The organism is Alteromonas sp. MB-3u-76, assembly GCF_002831605.1.
GTDB classification, from domain to species: Bacteria; Pseudomonadota; Gammaproteobacteria; order Enterobacterales; family Alteromonadaceae; genus Alteromonas; species Alteromonas hispanica.
This window is the reverse complement of record NZ_CP025115.1, coordinates 2668739-2686461: the sequence shown is the minus strand read 5'-3', so window position 1 is coordinate 2686461 and position 17723 is coordinate 2668739. Positions and strand designations below refer to the sequence as shown.

Here is a 17723-nt window from a genome sequence, read left to right as displayed (position 1 = left end):
CTGACGTGAATAATATCTTATAAAAACACCTGGAATAATTAAGATAATTTATACGTTTGCTATTGAACTTCTGCTTTTTGACTGCAATGCGCTTGACCCAGCTCAATCAATAACGAAAACCATGCGTTGGCATCATCAACGATAGTGTCGATACCTACTTGTGAGTTGAGCCCAAGCTGCGGGAGCTTATCTTCAACTTCTTTTTTGAAAGACACCCATGCTTTCGCGCAATCAGCCATAGTGGCGTAATACGAGGTAGGAATATTTTCATCATGCTTCGCCAATCGTCTGAGAATGATATTCGCGCCCATAGAAGAACCAAGCCAAACGTAGGAAGCTGCTATTGCGGCTGACTTCGTGTTTGTAAATGTAAGTTTAGAAGCGTGCTGCAATGTATCAGATTGATTTGCAGATGGGTTTTTGCCATCGCAGTTGGCTGCTTTACTAATATCGTGGGTGTCTCTCTTTAATGAATTGGCCACCTTTTTCGTGTTTAACATATCAAAAATTGGCGTTAGCGTGGGTGTCTCGCTAACGGTGGCTGAAACATGCTGTGCCGTAATGCGATGAAAAATGGTCATTACGCTGAGTACACTTGCGTAGGTATTGATGTTGAAATTAGACAAGCTGTGAAAAAGAGAGAATGGAGCAGTGTTTTCTAACTGAGTGTGTTTATCGTGGGTGTCTTGCTTAAGCGCCAAAAATAAATCGTGCATATATCTCGTCTTCGTTCTTTTGATGGTAGTGAAGAGATGCTTTCGTATACTTTTTGGCGGTCGACGCGCTAAAAATCACGTAAATCATATCTATGCCAATGGTATCACGAGGAAAGCAAAGCTGCACTTTGGTGTTAATGAGAATAGCCATTGCACACTTAAATGGTGCAGGTATACTTCCCCGAAATTTTTAGACGAGAATTAATGTGTTTCCAGAAACCGTAAGTGAAAAACTATCTGACGCTGTGATTGAGCAAGCAATGAAACTTTCAGCAGAAGAAAGACAAATGCTTGTTATTAGCTATGTAGTCAAAGCGAAAGAAGTGTGTTTAGTACAAGGTACAGAGGGCTTTGTAATGCTAGAAGATGATGGTGTCATTCGGCTACCTATCTTTCCACATGCAGACCTTGCCACAGCATTTGTTACAACAAATGGTTTAGATGGTACAAGCGTTAGCACACCCCTCGATGAATTTATTTCGACCTGGCTCCCTGGCTTAGAAAAAAATGGTGTGGAATTAGTGATGTTTCCCACTCAAAGCGATGTAGAGAATTTAGTAATGACAGCGCCTGAGTTGGCTGAAGAGTTAAACGCACTTTTATAGCGTTTAATCTTAGAAGATACTTTAGTAAATGGCTTATGTTGGAGAGAGTTAATGACGAAAACGCATTCTGAGCTTCTTCCACTCGCCCTTACGCTTTCACGTGCAAAAAGTTGGGAAGACTTTACTCGCACCTTGATGCTTGCTGGTAAAGCGCTGCCAGCAATGCCGCCGCAGTTAAAACAGGATGCAACATCGGTAAAGGGGTGCGAGAGCCCGGTATGGCTAGCTTATGTTGAAACCACAAGTGAAAACGGCGCTCGGTTTTTTGCATTTTCTCCCAGTAAAGTGATTCGTGGTGTGCTTGCGGTGTTGCTCGAAAAGGCAAATAGTATGGAGCAAGCTCAGCGTAGAGATTTTGACTTCGATACTTATCTAGAGGCATGCCAACTTCAGCGCTATATGAGCGAATCTAGAGGAAACGGAATAAAAGCCGTTGTCGAAAAGCTGAAAGCCTATTAAGCAAAACGAGTATGAAATAGCGTTACGACTTTTGCTAACTCCACTAGGCTTGTTTTAACCTGTTCTTTCCAGATGCCCTAGATAAGCCAGCCGCTTTAATTCGAATATGGGTTAGGGCTATTTATTTGTTTGCTTATTTTTTTCTTCAATCCATTGCGACATGTACTTTGTCGCATTGAGACTTTGATGCCACATTAACCCCTGCAAAAATAGTGATTTGCGATGATTTTCTAACTCATTACAGAGGCAAGCTATCTGGCTTGGTAACGTTATCGTGGGTGTCTTTGTAATATAGTGTTTGAGTAGAGCTTGTGCTTTTTGGCTTTCCACTTGCCACGCTTTTTCATCTTGGTAGAGCAGGGTAGCTTTGTGGGCGATATCGTCTATCGTGCTTTGCACATTGCTTTTTATCTTCCCGTTTATTCCCTCGCCGTTGTCAGCATGAGTGCTAGTGGCTGAGACAATGGGCAAGCACAGGGCACCTGGCCATGTTGGTGTATTTTTATCTTTAAGATTTTTTGTACCTATTTTGCTCTCTGTATCTAATATGCCTTCTGCACCGACCCAGGTTGTAACACTTGGGGTACCTGCTTTCATGGCGTCTAATAATTTTCCTTTAATGCCTGCTCCAAATCGAATGGGCGCTAATAAAACTTTAGCGCTAGACATGACTTCATCAGCGCTTTCAGCCCATCCTTTGACTAAAAAACCTTGGCTAAGGTTGTGTAATTGAGATGCTTTTTTGGGTAGATATGCGCCATAAATGTGAAGCTCTGCGCGAGGAAGCTTTTTGCGAATGGCTGGCCAAATATGCTGCTTTAATTGCAGCACTGCATCCCAATTGGGGGCATGGCGAAAATTGCCAATATGCACAAAATGCTGACGACTAGCAAAGCCTGCGGGTTGTTCGTCATAATTTTCAACAATAAGAGGGTGCAGCCGAAGTTGCTTGCTGGGCACACGATAATGGTTTTCAAGTAAGTTTTTTTCGAACTCAGAAATAATTAGCGTAAGATCTGAACGCAATATGGCCGCAACTTCACGCTGTGCCAGTTCTGTGTTTAGGTTTCCGTTAGCAGCATTGCCGGTATTTTTTACAGCGTCGTGTCGCGCTTGTCGCAAACTGTGCAGGTCTTCTGTATTTAATATTCTAAGCGCATTAGGACACATCTCTTTTACTCGCCAAGAGAACTGCTCTTCTGTCATATATCGGTCGAATATAACCACGTCTGGTTTGAGTTCACTAATGCGGGTGTTAAACGAACTGCAGTTTAGTGCAATGGCTTCGCTGTTAACCCCAAGTGCCGCTAAATCTGCTTTGTGCACGCTGTCTGTGGCGGCAGTAAGAAACGTTACTTTATTACCGGCTTGTCGATTTTGCTTAATTATTGAAAGCATATTTTGACCTGCGGCAGACGAGTTAGGCTCAGGCCACACATAGCCGATAATAACGACGTTTAACATAGAATGATTTTATCCAACGATTTAAAAGCCGAGATAATATCAAACTACAATCGATGAATATATTTTTGCTGCCGAATTGTATTTATTCACACTTTTTAACATTTCTGATTATTAAACAGGAATAAATTGCACGGATGTAAAAGCAATTCAAATAAGACAACGTTATACTACGCCATGCCCTAGTTACTAGTTAACAGATAAGTATGTGAAAGGTATCCACATATTTTGCATTTCGCGTTTATTTAAGTTGGTATGGTATTTTTAAGTTGTTGAAAGTAGTAAAAATTATACTTTTTGCTTATACGACATTGGTTGACCATTGAGACAAAAGCGCCTATACCTTTAGAAGTAAGAGAGAAGGACGACTCGAACAACACCGACATAGCTGCATTGGAGTGAGTGCACAGATGAATTTAGATGAATTAGTTTCGAAAGCCGAAGACTTATTCGTATTGCCAGATTCCGTATTACGGCTAAAGCGCTGTATGGATGATGAATCGTCAAGCATTGAAGACATAGGCGAAATTATCGCTTTTGACCCATCGTTAGCGGCACAACTGTTGCGCGTTGCCAATTCTGCGTTATATCGCTTCCCAAATAGAATAGAAACCATTACCAAGGCTATTCAAGTTGTTGGTACGCGTTCAACCTACGATCTAGCGCTAGCGTATGGTGTTAGCCAAGCATTTAGCAAAGTTGATGCTCAAATTATTGATTTAGATAAATTTTGGGAGCATAGCGTGTCTTGCGGGCTTCTTGCTAAATATTTCGCAGATATGAGAAACACCAAAGAGCCGGAGCGCTTTTTTGTCGCTGGCTTGTTGCATAATATCGGCGAGTTGGTGGTAGTGTCTACGTTGCCCGAAGCTGCACAGCGGTGCTTGAATTTTAGTGAGCAAGTTACGCCTGCAGAACTTCAGTTTGGTGTATTAGGCTACACCTACAGTCAGGTGTCAGCGCGGCTCATCCAAAAGTGGGGGATCCCAGAAACAATTGCTACCCCTATTGCAAATATTCATAACATCCAAGATGACACATCGACAGACAACGATCGGATTTTGCAGCTTTCCTATGTGCTGTCGCTAGACAATGTAAACCCCGAAATATACCCAAGTTACCATAACTTGAAGCCAGAGTTACATGAGCAACTATCGCTCAACAAGGATGATTTGGAAGATGCATTGGATATAACCAATCTGCAGTGTATTTCAGTTATATCCCTATTTAATCCCAACGCTTTCATGCTTTATTGAAGCTTCGAAGCGTTGCAATAAACCGCGCAACTAGTCGAAAACTGCCACGGTTTGTCGGCTAATTGCGATAACTTCGTTGTCTTTATCCCAAATTGTTGCCTCGGTATGGCCATAGCCATCAGCCGCATGTCTGGTATGCGCTTTGTAAGCGAACCAATCTTCAGGCGAAACTGGCTTATGCGGATGAATAAACTCTAAGTTCCAGCTCACTGTGCTCGCAGGCGCAGGCAGCTTCATCATTTGAAGTAAGGTGGGCGGCCAGGCATCTATCATGGTGATAATGTGTGCGTCGGTTATTTGCGCTGGTGGTTGCTTAAACCTCATAAATCCGTTGTAAATACTGGTTTTCTTACGGGTAAATGGAATACCGCCGTCTTCAATAGCAAGGTCGAAATAGCGCAAAAATTTGGGCGTAATCTTTGGAATCTGCGGAATAAACTTGGCTTTGTTTGGCGCTGGCATATCGTGGGTGTCTTTGTTCTCAACTTGAATAGCTGACTTTCGGCCCATCCCGAAACACGCTTGAGAGAAAACGCAGCTTTTACCGTCTTGAATAGCGTGAGCGGTGAATTGAGATACATTTTTACCCACTCGCAATAGCGTGACTTCAATAGAAAAAGGAGTATCGAGCATGAGCGGGCCAACAAAGTTGGTAGTGAAAGAGCGTAATACTCTTTCATCGTTAATTTGTTGTTTAACCGCGGTGTAGAGCATACCTGCAGAAATTCCGCCAAAGGCAGTTCTGCCTTGCCCCCAGGTTTTCGGTATAACAAGCCCGTCAATTTTCCACGTGTTGTCGGAGGTTTGTTCAAGTGGTTCGATATTCAACAGTTCATCTACTGTCATAACTGCCTGTCTGGTCTGATGAGTATATGTGTAAATATCCTACCTCAAGCGATAGGGAACAAAAAGCCTGACTTACAAATTTTCGTTATGTTTACAAATAAGTAACAATTACTTGCCAAATAATTTACCTCATGCGTAGACTGCACTATCTTCATTTAAAAGGACTGTTATGGCCCACACAAGCGTTGAAGGTATACCAGCTGACCAAGCGGGTGCATCTAAAGGTTATCGAAACTACGTACTGTTTATTCTCACACTGGTTTATGCATTTAATTTCATCGATCGTCAGATCATAGGCATTCTTTCACCTTTCATCAAAGCCGATTTGGGGCTAGACGATGCTCAGTTAGGCTGGCTGAAAGGCATTTATTTCGCGCTTCTCTATACGGTAATGGGGATCCCAATTGCATGGCTTGCCGATAGGTATAATAGGGTAAATATAATCGCCATCTCACTAACGCTTTGGAGCGGCTTTACAGCGGCATCCGGTTTGGCAAGCAACTATTTTCAGCTGGCAGTGGCACGTATTGGCGTGGGTATTGGCGAGGCAGGCGGAAGCCCGCCATCACACAGTATAATTTCAGACTTGTTTCCCAAAGAAAAAAGAGCCGGCGCGTTGGCGATTTACTCCTTGGGCATACCATTTGGCATCATGCTCGCATTTTTTGCATCAGCGTTCTTTTTACAGGGCGGTTCAGCAGATTGGCGTACGGTTATGTATAGCGTGGGTATTCCAGGAGTTTTACTTGCGCTTGTTTTGAAATTTACCGTGAAGGAGCCCTCTCGCTCAGTTACTGCGCCCTCACAGGTAAATGATGTGAACAAACCAAGCGTTAAGAAATCGCTGAAGCAGCTTCTAAAAATACCTACATGGTGGGGTATGGCACTGGGTATTTCGTTTGGTTCATTTGGCAACTATGCCATTTCTACCTGGATCATTGATTACTATGTGCGTGCCTTTGCCGGGCTAGATATCACCCAACTTTTAATTGTGTTTGGCATCATCAACGGCACAGCCTACGCTCTTGGTGTGTGGCTTGGTGGCTATATTGCCGATAGATGGGGTAAGCAGAATAAAAAAGCGTATGCGCTACTGCCAGCGATTATGCTGATTATTGGTGTTCCCGCATTTTATGTTTCACTACAGGTTCAAGACCTATGGCTTTCGGTAGGGCTAATAGCGCTACTGTTGTTTACTAGTGGCTCTTACTTAGGTCCAAGTTTTGCAATGGCACAGACACTCGCGCCGATAAATGTTCGAGCTATGTCAACAGCGCTATTCTTCTTTGTGCTCAACATTATTGCACTTGGTGGCGGTCCTACTTTAACAGGAATAATCAGTCAGTCTCTCGTGCCTTCTTTAGGGGAAACTGAAGCATTAAGACAGGCTCTTATCTATCTTGTTGTTCCATATGCACTGTCGATAGGCGTATTTTTATGGACCAGTACTAAAATAGTGAAAGACTGGGAAATGGCAGAATCGAGGGGGTTATAGTACTATAAAACTATACTCACTAAGGGGCTGATTTTTAGCCCCTTTTCTTTTTCTTTAGGTTCAGGAGTGACATGGTGTCTTCTGCAGAATTAAGTTTTCATTTCGCCCACGCTAATGGGTTTCCCGCTGGGAGTTATAATACCCTTTTTTCTGCATTGCCTAGCAGTTTTAACCGCTTGCATGTGGAACGCTTTGGCCATGACCCAAAGATGCCGGTGAATGGAAACTGGCGCAATCAAGTTCAAGAGTTGATAAAGCATATTAAAGCTGAAAATAAAGATGACCGGGGGGTATTTGCCGTTGGGCATTCTTTTGGGGCTGTTATTTCCTATATGGCTGCGTGCGAAGAGCCAGAGCTATTTAGAGGTTTAATTCTTTTCGATCCTCCTTTAGTTGTTGGCCCAATGAGTCACTTTTTCAGAGTAGCTAAATTTACCCCTCTTATTAATAAGCTCACACCAGCCAAATTAGCGCAAACCCGAAATACGCGCTGGCCAGCCTCAACAGACATGGTGTCTTATTTTCATGGTAAGGCATTGTTCAGAGATATGGATAAGCGGTGCGTGAGAGACTATGTTAATGCGGTAACAACTAAAAATGCAGACAGCATTTCACTCACATTTAAAGCTGATGTAGAAGCCGCATTATTTAGAAACGTTCCACACAATTTAGGTAAATATAAAGGGAAACTTCGATGCCCTGCTATTTTAGTAACAGGGAAGAAAAGTAAAGTATGCCGACCTGAGATGTATGAACGTTTAATGCGGCATAACGCTATAGAGCACACAGAAATGGAGGGGGGGCACATGTTCCCGCTAGAGCATCCCGAAGCGGTAGCAAAATTTATTGCTACCACTTTACGGGAGTGGAACTGTTAAAAACGTTACAGACTTAGGTTAATATGAACCTGTGTGCTGGCCAAGCATTTCGCGTGTTACCAGCACCACACCCTTCTCCGATACTCGGAAACCTCTGGCTCTGTCTTCATCGTGGTCGTAACCAATCACCGTGCCCTCAGGGATAACGCATCCTCGGTCTATGATAACCTTCTTGAGCTTACAGCCGCGCATAATTTCAACGCCGGGCAAAATAACGGCATCTTCAATAAGCCCATAGGAATGAACGCGCACGTTAGAGAAACAAATAGAGTTTCTTAAGGTAGACCCTGAAATAATACAGCCACCAGACACAACCGAGTTAATGGCTTCACCACGTCTATCATCATCTTCCCAGACAAACTTTGCTGGCGGCAACTGCTCTTGGTACGTCCAAATAGGCCACTTTTTGTCATACAAATTAAGCTGTGGCACGGGTGCAACCATTTCCATGTTGGCATCCCAGAACGAATCAAGCGTGCCCACGTCTCGCCAGTAGGCATTATTCCCATCTGTTGCTTCGTATGGAAAGGCTTGAACTTTGTGTTCTTCAATAATGGCGGGAATAATGTCTTTACCAAAGTCTCGTTGAGAGCCCATGTTTTCAGAGTCTACTCGAAGTTGTTCGAATAAGAACTCTGTATCGAATACATAATTCCCCATCGACGCTAAGCAGTGTGTTTCGTCATGCGGCAGAGGTGTAGGGTGCTCTGGCTTCTCTTCAAAACCAATAATTCGGTAAGACTCATCTACTGACATGACACCGAAGGCACCGGCTGCCTCTTCAACTGGAACTGCCATGCAGGACACCGTCATTTTCGCACCTGATTCAACGTGTTTCGCCAGCATATCACCGTAGTCCATGCGATAAATATGGTCACCGGATAAAATCATTACGTATTTTGGTATTTCGTCTCGAATGATGTCGATATTTTGAAAAACCGCGTCTGCGGTGCCTTCATACCAGTTGTCTGAAAAACGTTGAGAGGCTGGCAAGATCTCAACAGACTCACCTAATTCTCTCTTAAAGTGGCCCCAGCCACGAACAAGGTGTCGAATAAGCGAGTGTGATTTGTATTGGGTAACAACACCGATGCGTTTGATACCTGAATTAACACAGTTTGACAGTGGGAAATCGATGATTCGAAATTTTCCGCCAAAGTAGAGTGCGGGTTTTGCTCGCCAGGCTGTGAGCTCGTGGAGTCTTGAGCCTTTACCACCTGCTAGTATTAACGCATAGGTATCGCGAGTAAGGTTGCTTATGTAACGAGAACTCCGATCAGTCATTCTTTAAAAACTCCTGTTAATAAGTGGTGCCGCTTGTTATGCAATTTGAAGAACTTGAATAATTTTAGCTATATGCGTTTCGTTGATGCTCTTTGTCGTTTCGAGTGAAGAATCTTTGAATACTAGTTTCATCTTACAGAACCCCTATAAAAATAATAGGTGCTGTTTGTTACTTTACGTCACTTTTTATTAACTTTAATGATATTTATGACATTAAGTGATTTGATGGCTGTATGGCGTTTAAGCAAAATGTTTTAAGCAAGACACCCATTCTAGGTGCTTTGTCGAGATGTTTTATAGAGACAACCCAAGCTTAGAACGGCACAAGGTGCTTTATCTAGACGCTTTATCTAGACATCCATGCTTACTAAGCTGCAACTCACTGTCGATACCAAGCGAAATCAGTTTCTTGCAAAAGAGCATGAGTGACGTGGTCAAGCAAATTCACACAACCCAGTTAAGCAGCTTTTCCTAAGTTAGCCATATCAGCCTCATATTGATTTGGACTTTTGTAATCCAGGTATGAGTGCATTCTTTGGCTGTTATAAAACATAGTGATGTATTGCAGGATATCCTGCTGAGCAGCGCGGCGACTCTGGTAGTAACGCCATTGCACTCGCTCTTGTTTTAATGTGCCGAAGAAGCTCTCTACAACGGCATTGTCCCAGCAATCACCTTTTCTACTCATGCTGCCTGTTACCTTGTACCGCGTCAGTAGCTGTCTAAATTGTCGGCTTGCGTATTGTGAACCACGATCCGAATGATGTATCAGGCCCGCCTTGGGCTTGCGTTGCCATAAAGCCATTGTTAAAGCATCACACACCAGTTGGGCATTCATCCGTGAAGCCATACTCCAGCCCACGACCTTGCGCGAGAACAGATCAATGACAACGGCTAGATACAGCCAGCCTTCTTGCGTCCAGATATAGGTAATATCCGAGACATACGCTTGGTCGGTTTTTTCTGTAGCAAAGTCGCGTGACAGCACGTTATCGAATACAGGTTTCTGATGGTCGCTGTCAGTCGTTACTTTGTATTTTTTACGCCTTCTGACGCTCACGTTGGCTTCGTTCATCAAGCTACGCGTCCGTTGTGTTCCAACCGGATAACCCAGCGAATTCAGTGCGCGTTTCATGCGCCTTACGCCATAAGTAAAATCACTGGCATCAGCTATTTTCTGTACCCAATCAATTAGCTCATCATGTTGTGGGTCTGGTTCAAGTTTCTCGTTTCGCCGCACGGCGCTGTAGTAATTACGGCGGCTGACTCCCAGAACCCTGCACATCAGGCTAATCGGCCAGGTCTTCTTATATTGGGTAATGAAACCGTATTTTACATGGTTTCTTTGGCAAAGAAGACCGTTGCCTTTTTTAAGATCTCTTTCTCCATTTTCAGGCGCTTATTTTCTTCTCGCAGCTGACGAATTTCTTCCTGTTCCGGCGTCAACTTGCCATTACCTCGAAATGCGTGGGTACCTTCAGATTCTTGCTCTTTAAGCCAGCGGCCTAACATGTTGGCACTAATACCAAGACTACGAGCTGCCTCAGCAACTTTGTAATTCTGCTCTGTAACCAGACTCACAGCATCTAGTTTGAATTCTTTTGAGTAGCTTTTTCGCGTTTTCATATACACTCCAGTTGAGATAATTATCTCTTAACTGGGTGTGTGAATCTATTGGAACACGTCAGAGTGTCTTTGTATTTTTTAGGTTTATATAAATCCGTTTATTGAGTTCTTTTCATTATAAATAAGAAAAATGGACGATGACTTTTGTTAATTAAATGTTATATTTTATCTGGGTAAACAAGCTGGAGTAAAACATGGGTGTGTTGAAGAAACTATTCTTTACTGTGAGTACATTAATCGTTATTGGCATCGTCGCTAGTTTTTTTATGCCTCAAAACTACACAGTAGAGAGAAGTATAATCATTGACGCAGAAACATCAGATGTTTATCCATATGTTGTCAATTTAAAGCAATGGGAGAAGTGGGGAGTGTGGTTCAAGCGTGACCCAGATATTGAGCTTTCCTATGAAGGTCCAGACCGTGCTATTGGAATGCGGCTAGAGTGGAAGAGCGAAACGCAAGGAAATGGTGAGATGGAAATTACCTTATTAGAACATAACAGTAAAGTTGGCTATTCTCTGTTCTTTCCAGAGCTTGATATGGGCTCTGATGGCGTAGTCGAAATCGAAGCTGTTGACGAAGGAAGCCGGGTAACCTGGCGCGATAAGGGAACAGTAGATAACAATCCAGTCAATAAATTTTTTATTCTCTTTATAGACGGTATTATCGGTCCTGATTTTGCGCTTGGTTTAGAAAACTTGAAAACAGTTGTTGAAAACAACGCTTAACTTACTTGATAACTCTCTATTTATTTTCTGATTATTTATAACTTGTTGATATTGAGATGATCCTTGGGGTACATCACCCGTAAAAACGACAAATAAAAAAATAGACAACCTGCCATGGTTCAAAAAAAACACCGTCTAGTTTCCGGCCTGTCTTTTAATAAGCTGGCTGATTTACTTATTTCAGCTAAAACTACGTTGCCTGCCTTGTTAATTGTTATTGGAGCCCCTGCTTGGATGGTTGGGTGGCTAGTGCCCATACGTGAGTCTGGCGCATTACTGCCTCAAGTCCTAATAAGCCTTTATCTTAGAAACAATGCCGCGAGGTATAAAGTATGGCGGATAGGTATCTGCGTTCAAATCGCATCGGTAGTTGGGATAATTTGTTCTGCGTTAATGCTTGAGGCGTTTTTTGCAGGGTGGGGGATTTTGGCATTTTTAGTTTTACTCAGTTTAGGGCGATCGGCATGTTCATTAACCGTCAAAGATATAGAAGCCGATGTAGTTCCCAAAGGTGAACGAGGCAACCTTGTGGGAATGGCGTCTACTATATCTGGCGTTATGACCTTACTCGTTGCCGTTCCGTTATTGCTTTTAGATGGCACGTTTAAAGACAACGCTTTGTTCGGTGTTCTGTTTTGTGCAGCGTTTTCTTTTATCCTCACGCTTTTTTGTATGTTCAGCTTGAAGACAAAAGTAGAGGATAATTCGAATGGAAGCGGAAATGTATTCTCTATTAAATTTGATAAAACAGTATACAAATTTGTCTTAGTTAGAGGCCTCTTTGTGCATTCAGCTCTGGTTGCCCCGTATTTTATGCTAGAGAACGGGGAAAATGCTCAAAAGCTGTTGCCCGTCTATATTGCGGCACAAGCGCTAGCTTCAATGTGTTCTTCTTTATTATGGGGGAAGGTGGCAGATTACAGCGCGAAGGTAACGCTACAAATTGCCGGTATCCTTACTATTTTATCTTGCATTGGGTTATTGGTAATTCCCAGTGAGTCGCTTCTTGTTTCTGCAACCCTTTTCTTTGTGTTATCAATTGCTCACGCTGGTGTGAGAACCGGCAGGAAAACTTACAGTCTCGATGTGAAAGAGGGGCAGGAGCGTACTGAACTCGTAGGTTTTTCAAACACTGCCATCGGGGGGATATTATTGGGATTTGGTGCGTTGTACGCTAGTCTCAGCCCTTTTTTATCATTTTCTGTTGTGTATATTATGACGGCAATGATGATTGTTGCCACTATTTCAACGCTGATATTGCCAAAGGAGAAGTAACTAAACTGCGGTATCAAAAAGCATCTTTGCCGGTGTCATTCCCACCATTCGTTTTCTCTTCGTGCTCTTTTTAAAACGAAGCATGCTTTCAGATGAGCCGATAACAAAAGAAAAGGACGTTTCGATAGTTTTACATGCCGTATCCCAGGTGTCTGCTCTAAAGCCCATTTGTTCAGGTAGACCAGAGTGGCATAGAGAGGCCTTTTTGTGTGTAGTGTCTGAGCTAGTGATAAATTCCATGTTTCTTTTAAGCAAGCTTAGGTAACTATCGAATGAAAATGGAATTGTTTTTTCACCTTCTATTCCCTCACTTTCTTTGAATTTCACTAAGCCTTTGGTTTTCCATTGCTGTTTTTTGCCTTTGTTTAAAGCCGCTTTTAGTCGTACGAGAACACTGGTGTGACTTAAGTCATATAGACTGGTCGCTATACCTGCGCGAAATGGATTTAAATCTACGTAAGCCATACATGCTAACAATGCGCGCTCGTCGAGTAGTGCTTGTGATTTGAATCTTCCCTCCCAAAATCTACCAGTACACTCGTCTTCTTTATTTGCTTTCCTGGCGATGAACTCGTTTAAGTTTCGCATGAACCAGCTAATGCTTTGCAGCCTTTCTCTGTAGATTTTCGCAGTTGAAGCTACGGTTTTGTGTTCACTATCTGTTAATTCTATCCCCATAAGATATTTTTGTGTGAGCAAAGTACCGCGGTGCATTTTATGCCACTGTATTAACGTTTTCTTAGTATCCCATCGTCTTGCAGAATGCTGATCAACGCGCAATATTACATGAACATGGTTGCTCATCACTGCATAAGAACAAATATCGATAGCGAAAACACTCGCGAGAAATAGCAAACGTTGTTCAACCCAGTCTTTACGGTGCTCGTAACTTTCTCCTGTCGCATGGTCTACTCCACATAGGAATGACTTACGTACGCAACGAGAAATACAGTGATAAAAAGGCGTATCCGCTAGGCTTATTTGTGATTTTCGACTTTGTGGCATATAGCTGCATTTTTATAGAAAAATAGACCATTAAGCTATCACCCTCATATCTCGATTAAACCTGACACAAAGACGGTTTTTGAAACCTCTTAGCTTCGAATAGCTACAAAGACACCCACGATATCGCCGACTCAGCTTCTCCCGCTTACAAAAATAATACGATGGGTGTCTTGCCTAGAATTTCTTGCTAAGAAAGCGTTAAACGGTTCGATAAAACTCTTAAATAGCGTGGGTGTCTCGCTAAAGGTTTTTCTATAAGCCCAAGATGCTTCTAACCAAATCAAATTGACGTTTAAGTGGGTGAACTTTCTGGCAACTCATCAAAGCCTGGGATGCTTATCGCAAGTTGCCAGACATAAGATTACCGAGCTAGAAGGGCATTAGCCACTTTTGATGAGGGAACTTTATTTACAACCTCAGAGATAAATTGAGTAGCAACAAGAAGCTTCTCCATATCAATTCCAGTATTTATACCCATTCCATTAAGCATATAAAGTACATCTTCCGTTGCAACGTTGCCACTGGCGCCTCTAGCGTAAGGACACCCTCCAAGACCTGCCACGGCGGAATCTATTGTTGCGACACCATACTCCAATGCCGAGTAAAGATTTACAAGAGCTTGTCCATAAGTGTCGTGAAAATGAACAGCGAGCTGTTCGATATTCACCACACTTAAAACACTATCAAGAAGTCTTTTAGTGGCAACTGGAGTTCCAGTTCCAATAGTATCGCCGAGAGATATTTCATAGCAGCCCATATCTATAAGGCGCTTGGATACATCAGCAACTGATCTTGGCGATATCCCTCCCTCGTAAGGGCAGCCCATAACACACGATACGTATCCACGTACCTTTATGTTATGGGTATTTGCTTTTGCAATAACGGGTTCAAATTTTTTCAAACTCTCTTCTATCGAACAGTTAATGTTTTTCATTGAGAACGACTCTGACGCTGCACCGAATACAGCCACCTCCTCAACTCCTGACTCAATTGCTGCATCTAACCCCTTAATGTTTGGCGTAAGCGCAGAGTAGGTGATTGAAGGGCTCTTCTCTATACCTGAAAAGATATCGCCAGAGTCTGCCATTTGTGGCACCCATTTGGGAGAAACAAAACTTCCTGCCTCAATGCGCTTGATACCGGTCTTCGAAAGCAAGTTTATAAAGTTTATCTTCTCTTCAACGCTTACTATCGATTTTTCATTCTGTAGTCCGTCTCTTGGGCCGACTTCAACAATACTTACTACTTTAGGCATGGTCATTGTTGTATAACTCCTTATGAATCCGCATTCGTGAATTCGAGAAGTAAAGCCCCGCCATCAACCAATTCACCTGGCTCAAAATAGAAGCTATTTACCACGCCATCACTAGGTGCCGTGATGCTATGTTCCATTTTCATTGCTTCCATTACTAAAATAGGTTCACCTTTTTTAACCTGTTCTCCTGGTTTGACTAAGTGCGCCACAATGGTGCCGTTCATGGGGGCATCGAAGTTTGAATTGCCATTGTTATGATCATCGTCGCCGTGTGAAGGAGCGACAACGCTGAAGTTAATATGGGTGTCTTGGTTAAACAAACCAAACTCATCATCTTTTACCGCAAAGGTATACCGTGACTCAATACCGTTTATGTTGGCACGTAATTGATGATTATTAATCGAGCCGCTCACGATGAAAGTGTTGTCTCCAACCACTACTTCCCAGGCCTCAGATGTCTCACTACCGAGTGTATGGTTTACCTTGACGTGAAACTCTTCCTCTCCAACAAGAACCGTAACCTGTTCTTTGTATGTCGAATTCGCGCGCCATGCGCCCGTAGTAAACCAAGGCGACGACTCATGCGAATGCTTACCAGAGACATCCATGCTTTTACCAAGACGACGATGAAGAATGGCTAACAACGCCATTGCGGGTAATTTTGCTTGGGTGTCTCGCTTCACTTCGGCAAAAAGTGCATCGTTGTGCTTGTCTACAAAAGTGGTAGTTAATTCAGCGGCTTGGAAAGCGGAAAAACTGGCTACGCGCTTAAGGAATTCAATATTGGTTGTAACACCGGCAATATGATAATCGCCAAGTGCATGAAGCAAGCGCTTAAGGGCGATATCACGAGACTCTCCCCATACCACAAGCTTTGCAATCATGGGGTCGTAATAAACACTCACCTCGTCGCCCTGAATAACCCCTGTATCTACTCGCACTAAACTTGACTGCTCAGGTGGCTGTAGCAAATGCAAAGTGCCGGTAGAGGGTAAAAAGTTATTGGCAGGGTCTTCAGCGTAGATACGCGCTTCGAATGAGTGTCCGTTTAGCGTGAGCTCTTGCTGAGTTTTTGGTAACGCATTTCCCTCTGCAACACTCAGTTGCCACTGAACTAAATCTTCGCCTGTTATCATTTCAGTAACGGGATGTTCTACCTGAAGGCGAGTGTTCATTTCCATGAAATAGAAGGACCCGTCTTCATCAAGTAAAAACTCGACTGTACCTGCGCCCTCATAATTAATGGCCTTCGCCGCTAATATTGCCGCCTCGCCCATACGCTCTCGTATTTCTTGCGACATGTTTGGAGCTGGGGCTTCCTCAATAATTTTTTGATGTCGGCGCTGAACCGAACAGTCGCGCTCGAAAAGATAAACGCCGTTGCCGTGGCTATCACAGAAAACCTGAATTTCAACGTGACGAGGGCGAGTGAGGTACTTTTCTACTAGCATATGGTCGTCGCCGAAGCTTGCCATAGACTCTCGTTTAGCCGCATTCAGTGCTTGAGTAAATTCACTCTCGTTCCATACCTGTCGCATACCTTTGCCGCCGCCACCTGCCGCAGCTTTCAGTAATACAGGGTAGCCCATTTCGTCGGCAGATTTTTTCAGCGTGGACTCTTGCTGATCATCACCGTGATAGCCAGGTACCAGTGGCACGCCAGCCTCTTCCATAATGCGTTTAGCCGCAGACTTAGAGCCCATAGCCTCTATTGCTGAGGCGGGAGGGCCCACAAAAATAATGTTGTTAGATTTACAGAGGTTGGCAAATTCTGCGTTTTCTGACAAGAAACCGTAGCCTGGATGAATCGCGTCTACCCCTAAGGTTTTAGCGTGCTCAATAATAAGATCGCCGCGCAAATAACTTTCCTTTGAGGGTGCAGGGCCCAGATTCACCGCCTCGTCTGCCATAGCAACATGACGAGCATTGGCGTCAGCATCAGAGTAAACCGCAACCGTTTGAATGCCTAAAAGTTTGGCTGTTTTCATTACTCTGCAGGCAATTTCGCCTCGGTTCGCTATTAAAAGTTTGTTTATCATTATTTTGTCTCCAACCAAGCCGCGCTGCGTTTTTCAAGAAAAGCGGAAAGACCCTCTTGGCCTTCTTCTGACGTTCTCACTTTTGCTATTAATTTACTGGTCTCATCGAGCATTTGAGCGTCTACTGTTTTGTGAGACACCCATTGTACTAATGCTTTTGATTGAGATACCGCTTGTGGACCGTTTTTGAGAATTTTTTCAATAATGTCATCAACGGTGCTGTCTAACTCGTCCTCGTTGACAACTTCGCTTAATAGGCCTAGGCGTCTAGCGCGGCGTGCAGAAAATACTTCAGCAGTTTGAAAATATCGTCTGCAGATCCGTGTGCCCATAGCTTCTATCACGTACGGGCTTATGGTTGCTGGTATTAGTCCGATTTTGACTTCGCTCAAGCAAAACTTGCTTAGCTTACTTCCGATGGCGATGTCGCAGCAGGCAATAAGGCCTATAGCGCCGCCAAACGCCGCGCCTTGAACTCTTGCTATGGTAGGCTTTGGAAGTGTATATAGCGTGTGAAGCATAGTAGCGAGTGCCATTGCGTCGTTGTGATTTTGCTCTTCGGTATAGCTGGCCATCTTTTTCATCCAGTTAAGATCTGCGCCGGCGCTAAAACTTTTGCCCTCGGCCTGCAAAACCACAGCACGTACTGTGTCGTCGCTACCCGCTTTCTTAAAAAGATGCTCTAGCTCTTTGATCATTTCATCATTGAAGGCGTTATGCTTTTCAGCTCTGTTCAATGTGATAACGGCGATGTTGTCATTGTTAATACGATAGGTTACTGCGTTTTCCATATGT

Annotated in this window: 16 protein-coding genes; 7 read left to right on the top strand and 9 right to left on the bottom strand. The window is 43.4% G+C overall.

Annotated elements, in window-relative coordinates; all coding sequences use genetic code 11:
• Positions 1–59: 59 nt before the first annotated feature.
• Positions 60–716 carry a biliverdin-producing heme oxygenase gene (locus CW735_RS11930; RefSeq protein ID WP_071979207.1) on the bottom strand — a complete coding sequence of 219 codons (657 nt, stop codon included), beginning with the start codon at positions 714–716 and terminating at the stop codon, positions 60–62.
• A gap of 206 nt (positions 717–922) precedes the next feature.
• Between CW735_RS11930 and CW735_RS11925 the strand changes: the two genes are divergently transcribed.
• Both CW735_RS11925 and CW735_RS11920 read left to right on the top strand, forming a co-directional pair.
• Positions 923–1321 (top strand): DUF2750 domain-containing protein, encoded by a 399-nt coding sequence (locus tag CW735_RS11925; protein WP_071979206.1) that lies wholly within the window; start codon positions 923–925, stop codon positions 1319–1321.
• A gap of 51 nt (positions 1322–1372) precedes the next feature.
• Positions 1373–1780, top strand: coding sequence for a SufE family protein (locus CW735_RS11920; RefSeq protein WP_071979205.1), 408 nt, complete (start codon positions 1373–1375; stop codon positions 1778–1780).
• A 117-nt stretch (positions 1781–1897) separates the two neighbouring features.
• Here CW735_RS11920 and CW735_RS11915 read toward each other — a convergent pair whose 3' ends face one another.
• Positions 1898–3244, bottom strand: coding sequence for a glycosyltransferase (locus tag CW735_RS11915; RefSeq protein ID WP_100972314.1), 1347 nt, complete (start codon positions 3242–3244; stop codon positions 1898–1900).
• 407 nt (positions 3245–3651) lie between these two features.
• Between CW735_RS11915 and CW735_RS11910 the strand changes: the two genes are divergently transcribed.
• The gene (locus CW735_RS11910) at positions 3652–4497 is read left to right on the top strand and encodes an HDOD domain-containing protein (RefSeq protein ID WP_071979203.1); all 846 of its coding nucleotides are present in this window, start codon (positions 3652–3654) and stop codon (positions 4495–4497) included.
• Between the two features lie 30 nt (positions 4498–4527).
• Here the strand turns inward: CW735_RS11910 and CW735_RS11905 are convergent, their stop codons facing one another.
• Positions 4528–5343 carry an acyl-CoA thioesterase gene (locus CW735_RS11905; RefSeq protein ID WP_071979202.1) on the bottom strand — a complete coding sequence of 272 codons (816 nt, stop codon included), beginning with the start codon at positions 5341–5343 and terminating at the stop codon, positions 4528–4530.
• Positions 5344–5512: 169 nt separating this feature from the next.
• Between CW735_RS11905 and CW735_RS11900 the strand changes: the two genes are divergently transcribed.
• Complete coding sequence (locus CW735_RS11900; protein ID WP_071979201.1) at positions 5513–6838, top strand: spinster family MFS transporter; 1326 nt, start codon at positions 5513–5515, stop codon at positions 6836–6838.
• A 74-nt stretch (positions 6839–6912) separates the two neighbouring features.
• The gene (locus CW735_RS11895) at positions 6913–7716 is read left to right on the top strand and encodes an alpha/beta fold hydrolase (RefSeq protein ID WP_083595366.1); all 804 of its coding nucleotides are present in this window, start codon (positions 6913–6915) and stop codon (positions 7714–7716) included.
• Between the two features lie 18 nt (positions 7717–7734).
• On the opposite strand, the gene glgC is transcribed toward CW735_RS11895, so the two are convergent.
• Entirely contained in the window at positions 7735–9000 is a 1266-nt protein-coding gene (gene glgC / locus CW735_RS11890; RefSeq protein ID WP_071979199.1) for a glucose-1-phosphate adenylyltransferase, read from the bottom strand.
• 457 nt (positions 9001–9457) lie between these two features.
• Positions 9458–10626, bottom strand: a protein-coding gene (locus CW735_RS11885; protein WP_100970886.1) for an IS3 family transposase whose coding sequence is annotated in 2 segments (ribosomal slippage) — positions 9458–10377 and positions 10377–10626 — 1170 coding nt in all. Because the reading frame shifts where the segments join, the coding sequence is not laid out codon by codon here.
• A gap of 194 nt (positions 10627–10820) precedes the next feature.
• On the opposite strand from CW735_RS11885, the gene CW735_RS11880 reads away from it, so the two are divergent.
• The gene (locus CW735_RS11880) at positions 10821–11354 is read left to right on the top strand and encodes an SRPBCC family protein (protein WP_071979198.1); all 534 of its coding nucleotides are present in this window, start codon (positions 10821–10823) and stop codon (positions 11352–11354) included.
• A gap of 114 nt (positions 11355–11468) precedes the next feature.
• Complete coding sequence (locus tag CW735_RS11875; RefSeq protein WP_071979197.1) at positions 11469–12629, top strand: MFS transporter; 1161 nt, start codon at positions 11469–11471, stop codon at positions 12627–12629.
• On the opposite strand, the gene CW735_RS11870 is transcribed toward CW735_RS11875, so the two are convergent.
• The 4 genes from CW735_RS11870 to CW735_RS11855 form a co-directional block, all read right to left on the bottom strand.
• Positions 12630–13634 carry a transposase gene (locus CW735_RS11870; RefSeq protein ID WP_071979196.1) on the bottom strand — a complete coding sequence of 335 codons (1005 nt, stop codon included), beginning with the start codon at positions 13632–13634 and terminating at the stop codon, positions 12630–12632. It abuts the gene before it with no gap.
• A gap of 361 nt (positions 13635–13995) precedes the next feature.
• Positions 13996–14895, bottom strand: coding sequence for a hydroxymethylglutaryl-CoA lyase (locus CW735_RS11865; protein WP_071979195.1), 900 nt, complete (start codon positions 14893–14895; stop codon positions 13996–13998).
• A gap of 14 nt (positions 14896–14909) precedes the next feature.
• A complete protein-coding gene (locus CW735_RS11860; RefSeq protein ID WP_071979194.1) occupies positions 14910–16928 on the bottom strand; it encodes an acetyl/propionyl/methylcrotonyl-CoA carboxylase subunit alpha in 2019 nt (672 codons plus the stop codon).
• Positions 16928–17719 carry an enoyl-CoA hydratase/isomerase family protein gene (locus CW735_RS11855; protein WP_100972312.1) on the bottom strand — a complete coding sequence of 264 codons (792 nt, stop codon included), beginning with the start codon at positions 17717–17719 and terminating at the stop codon, positions 16928–16930. The genes CW735_RS11860 and CW735_RS11855 overlap by 1 nt, the downstream gene beginning before the upstream one ends.
• Positions 17720–17723 lie beyond the last annotated feature (4 nt).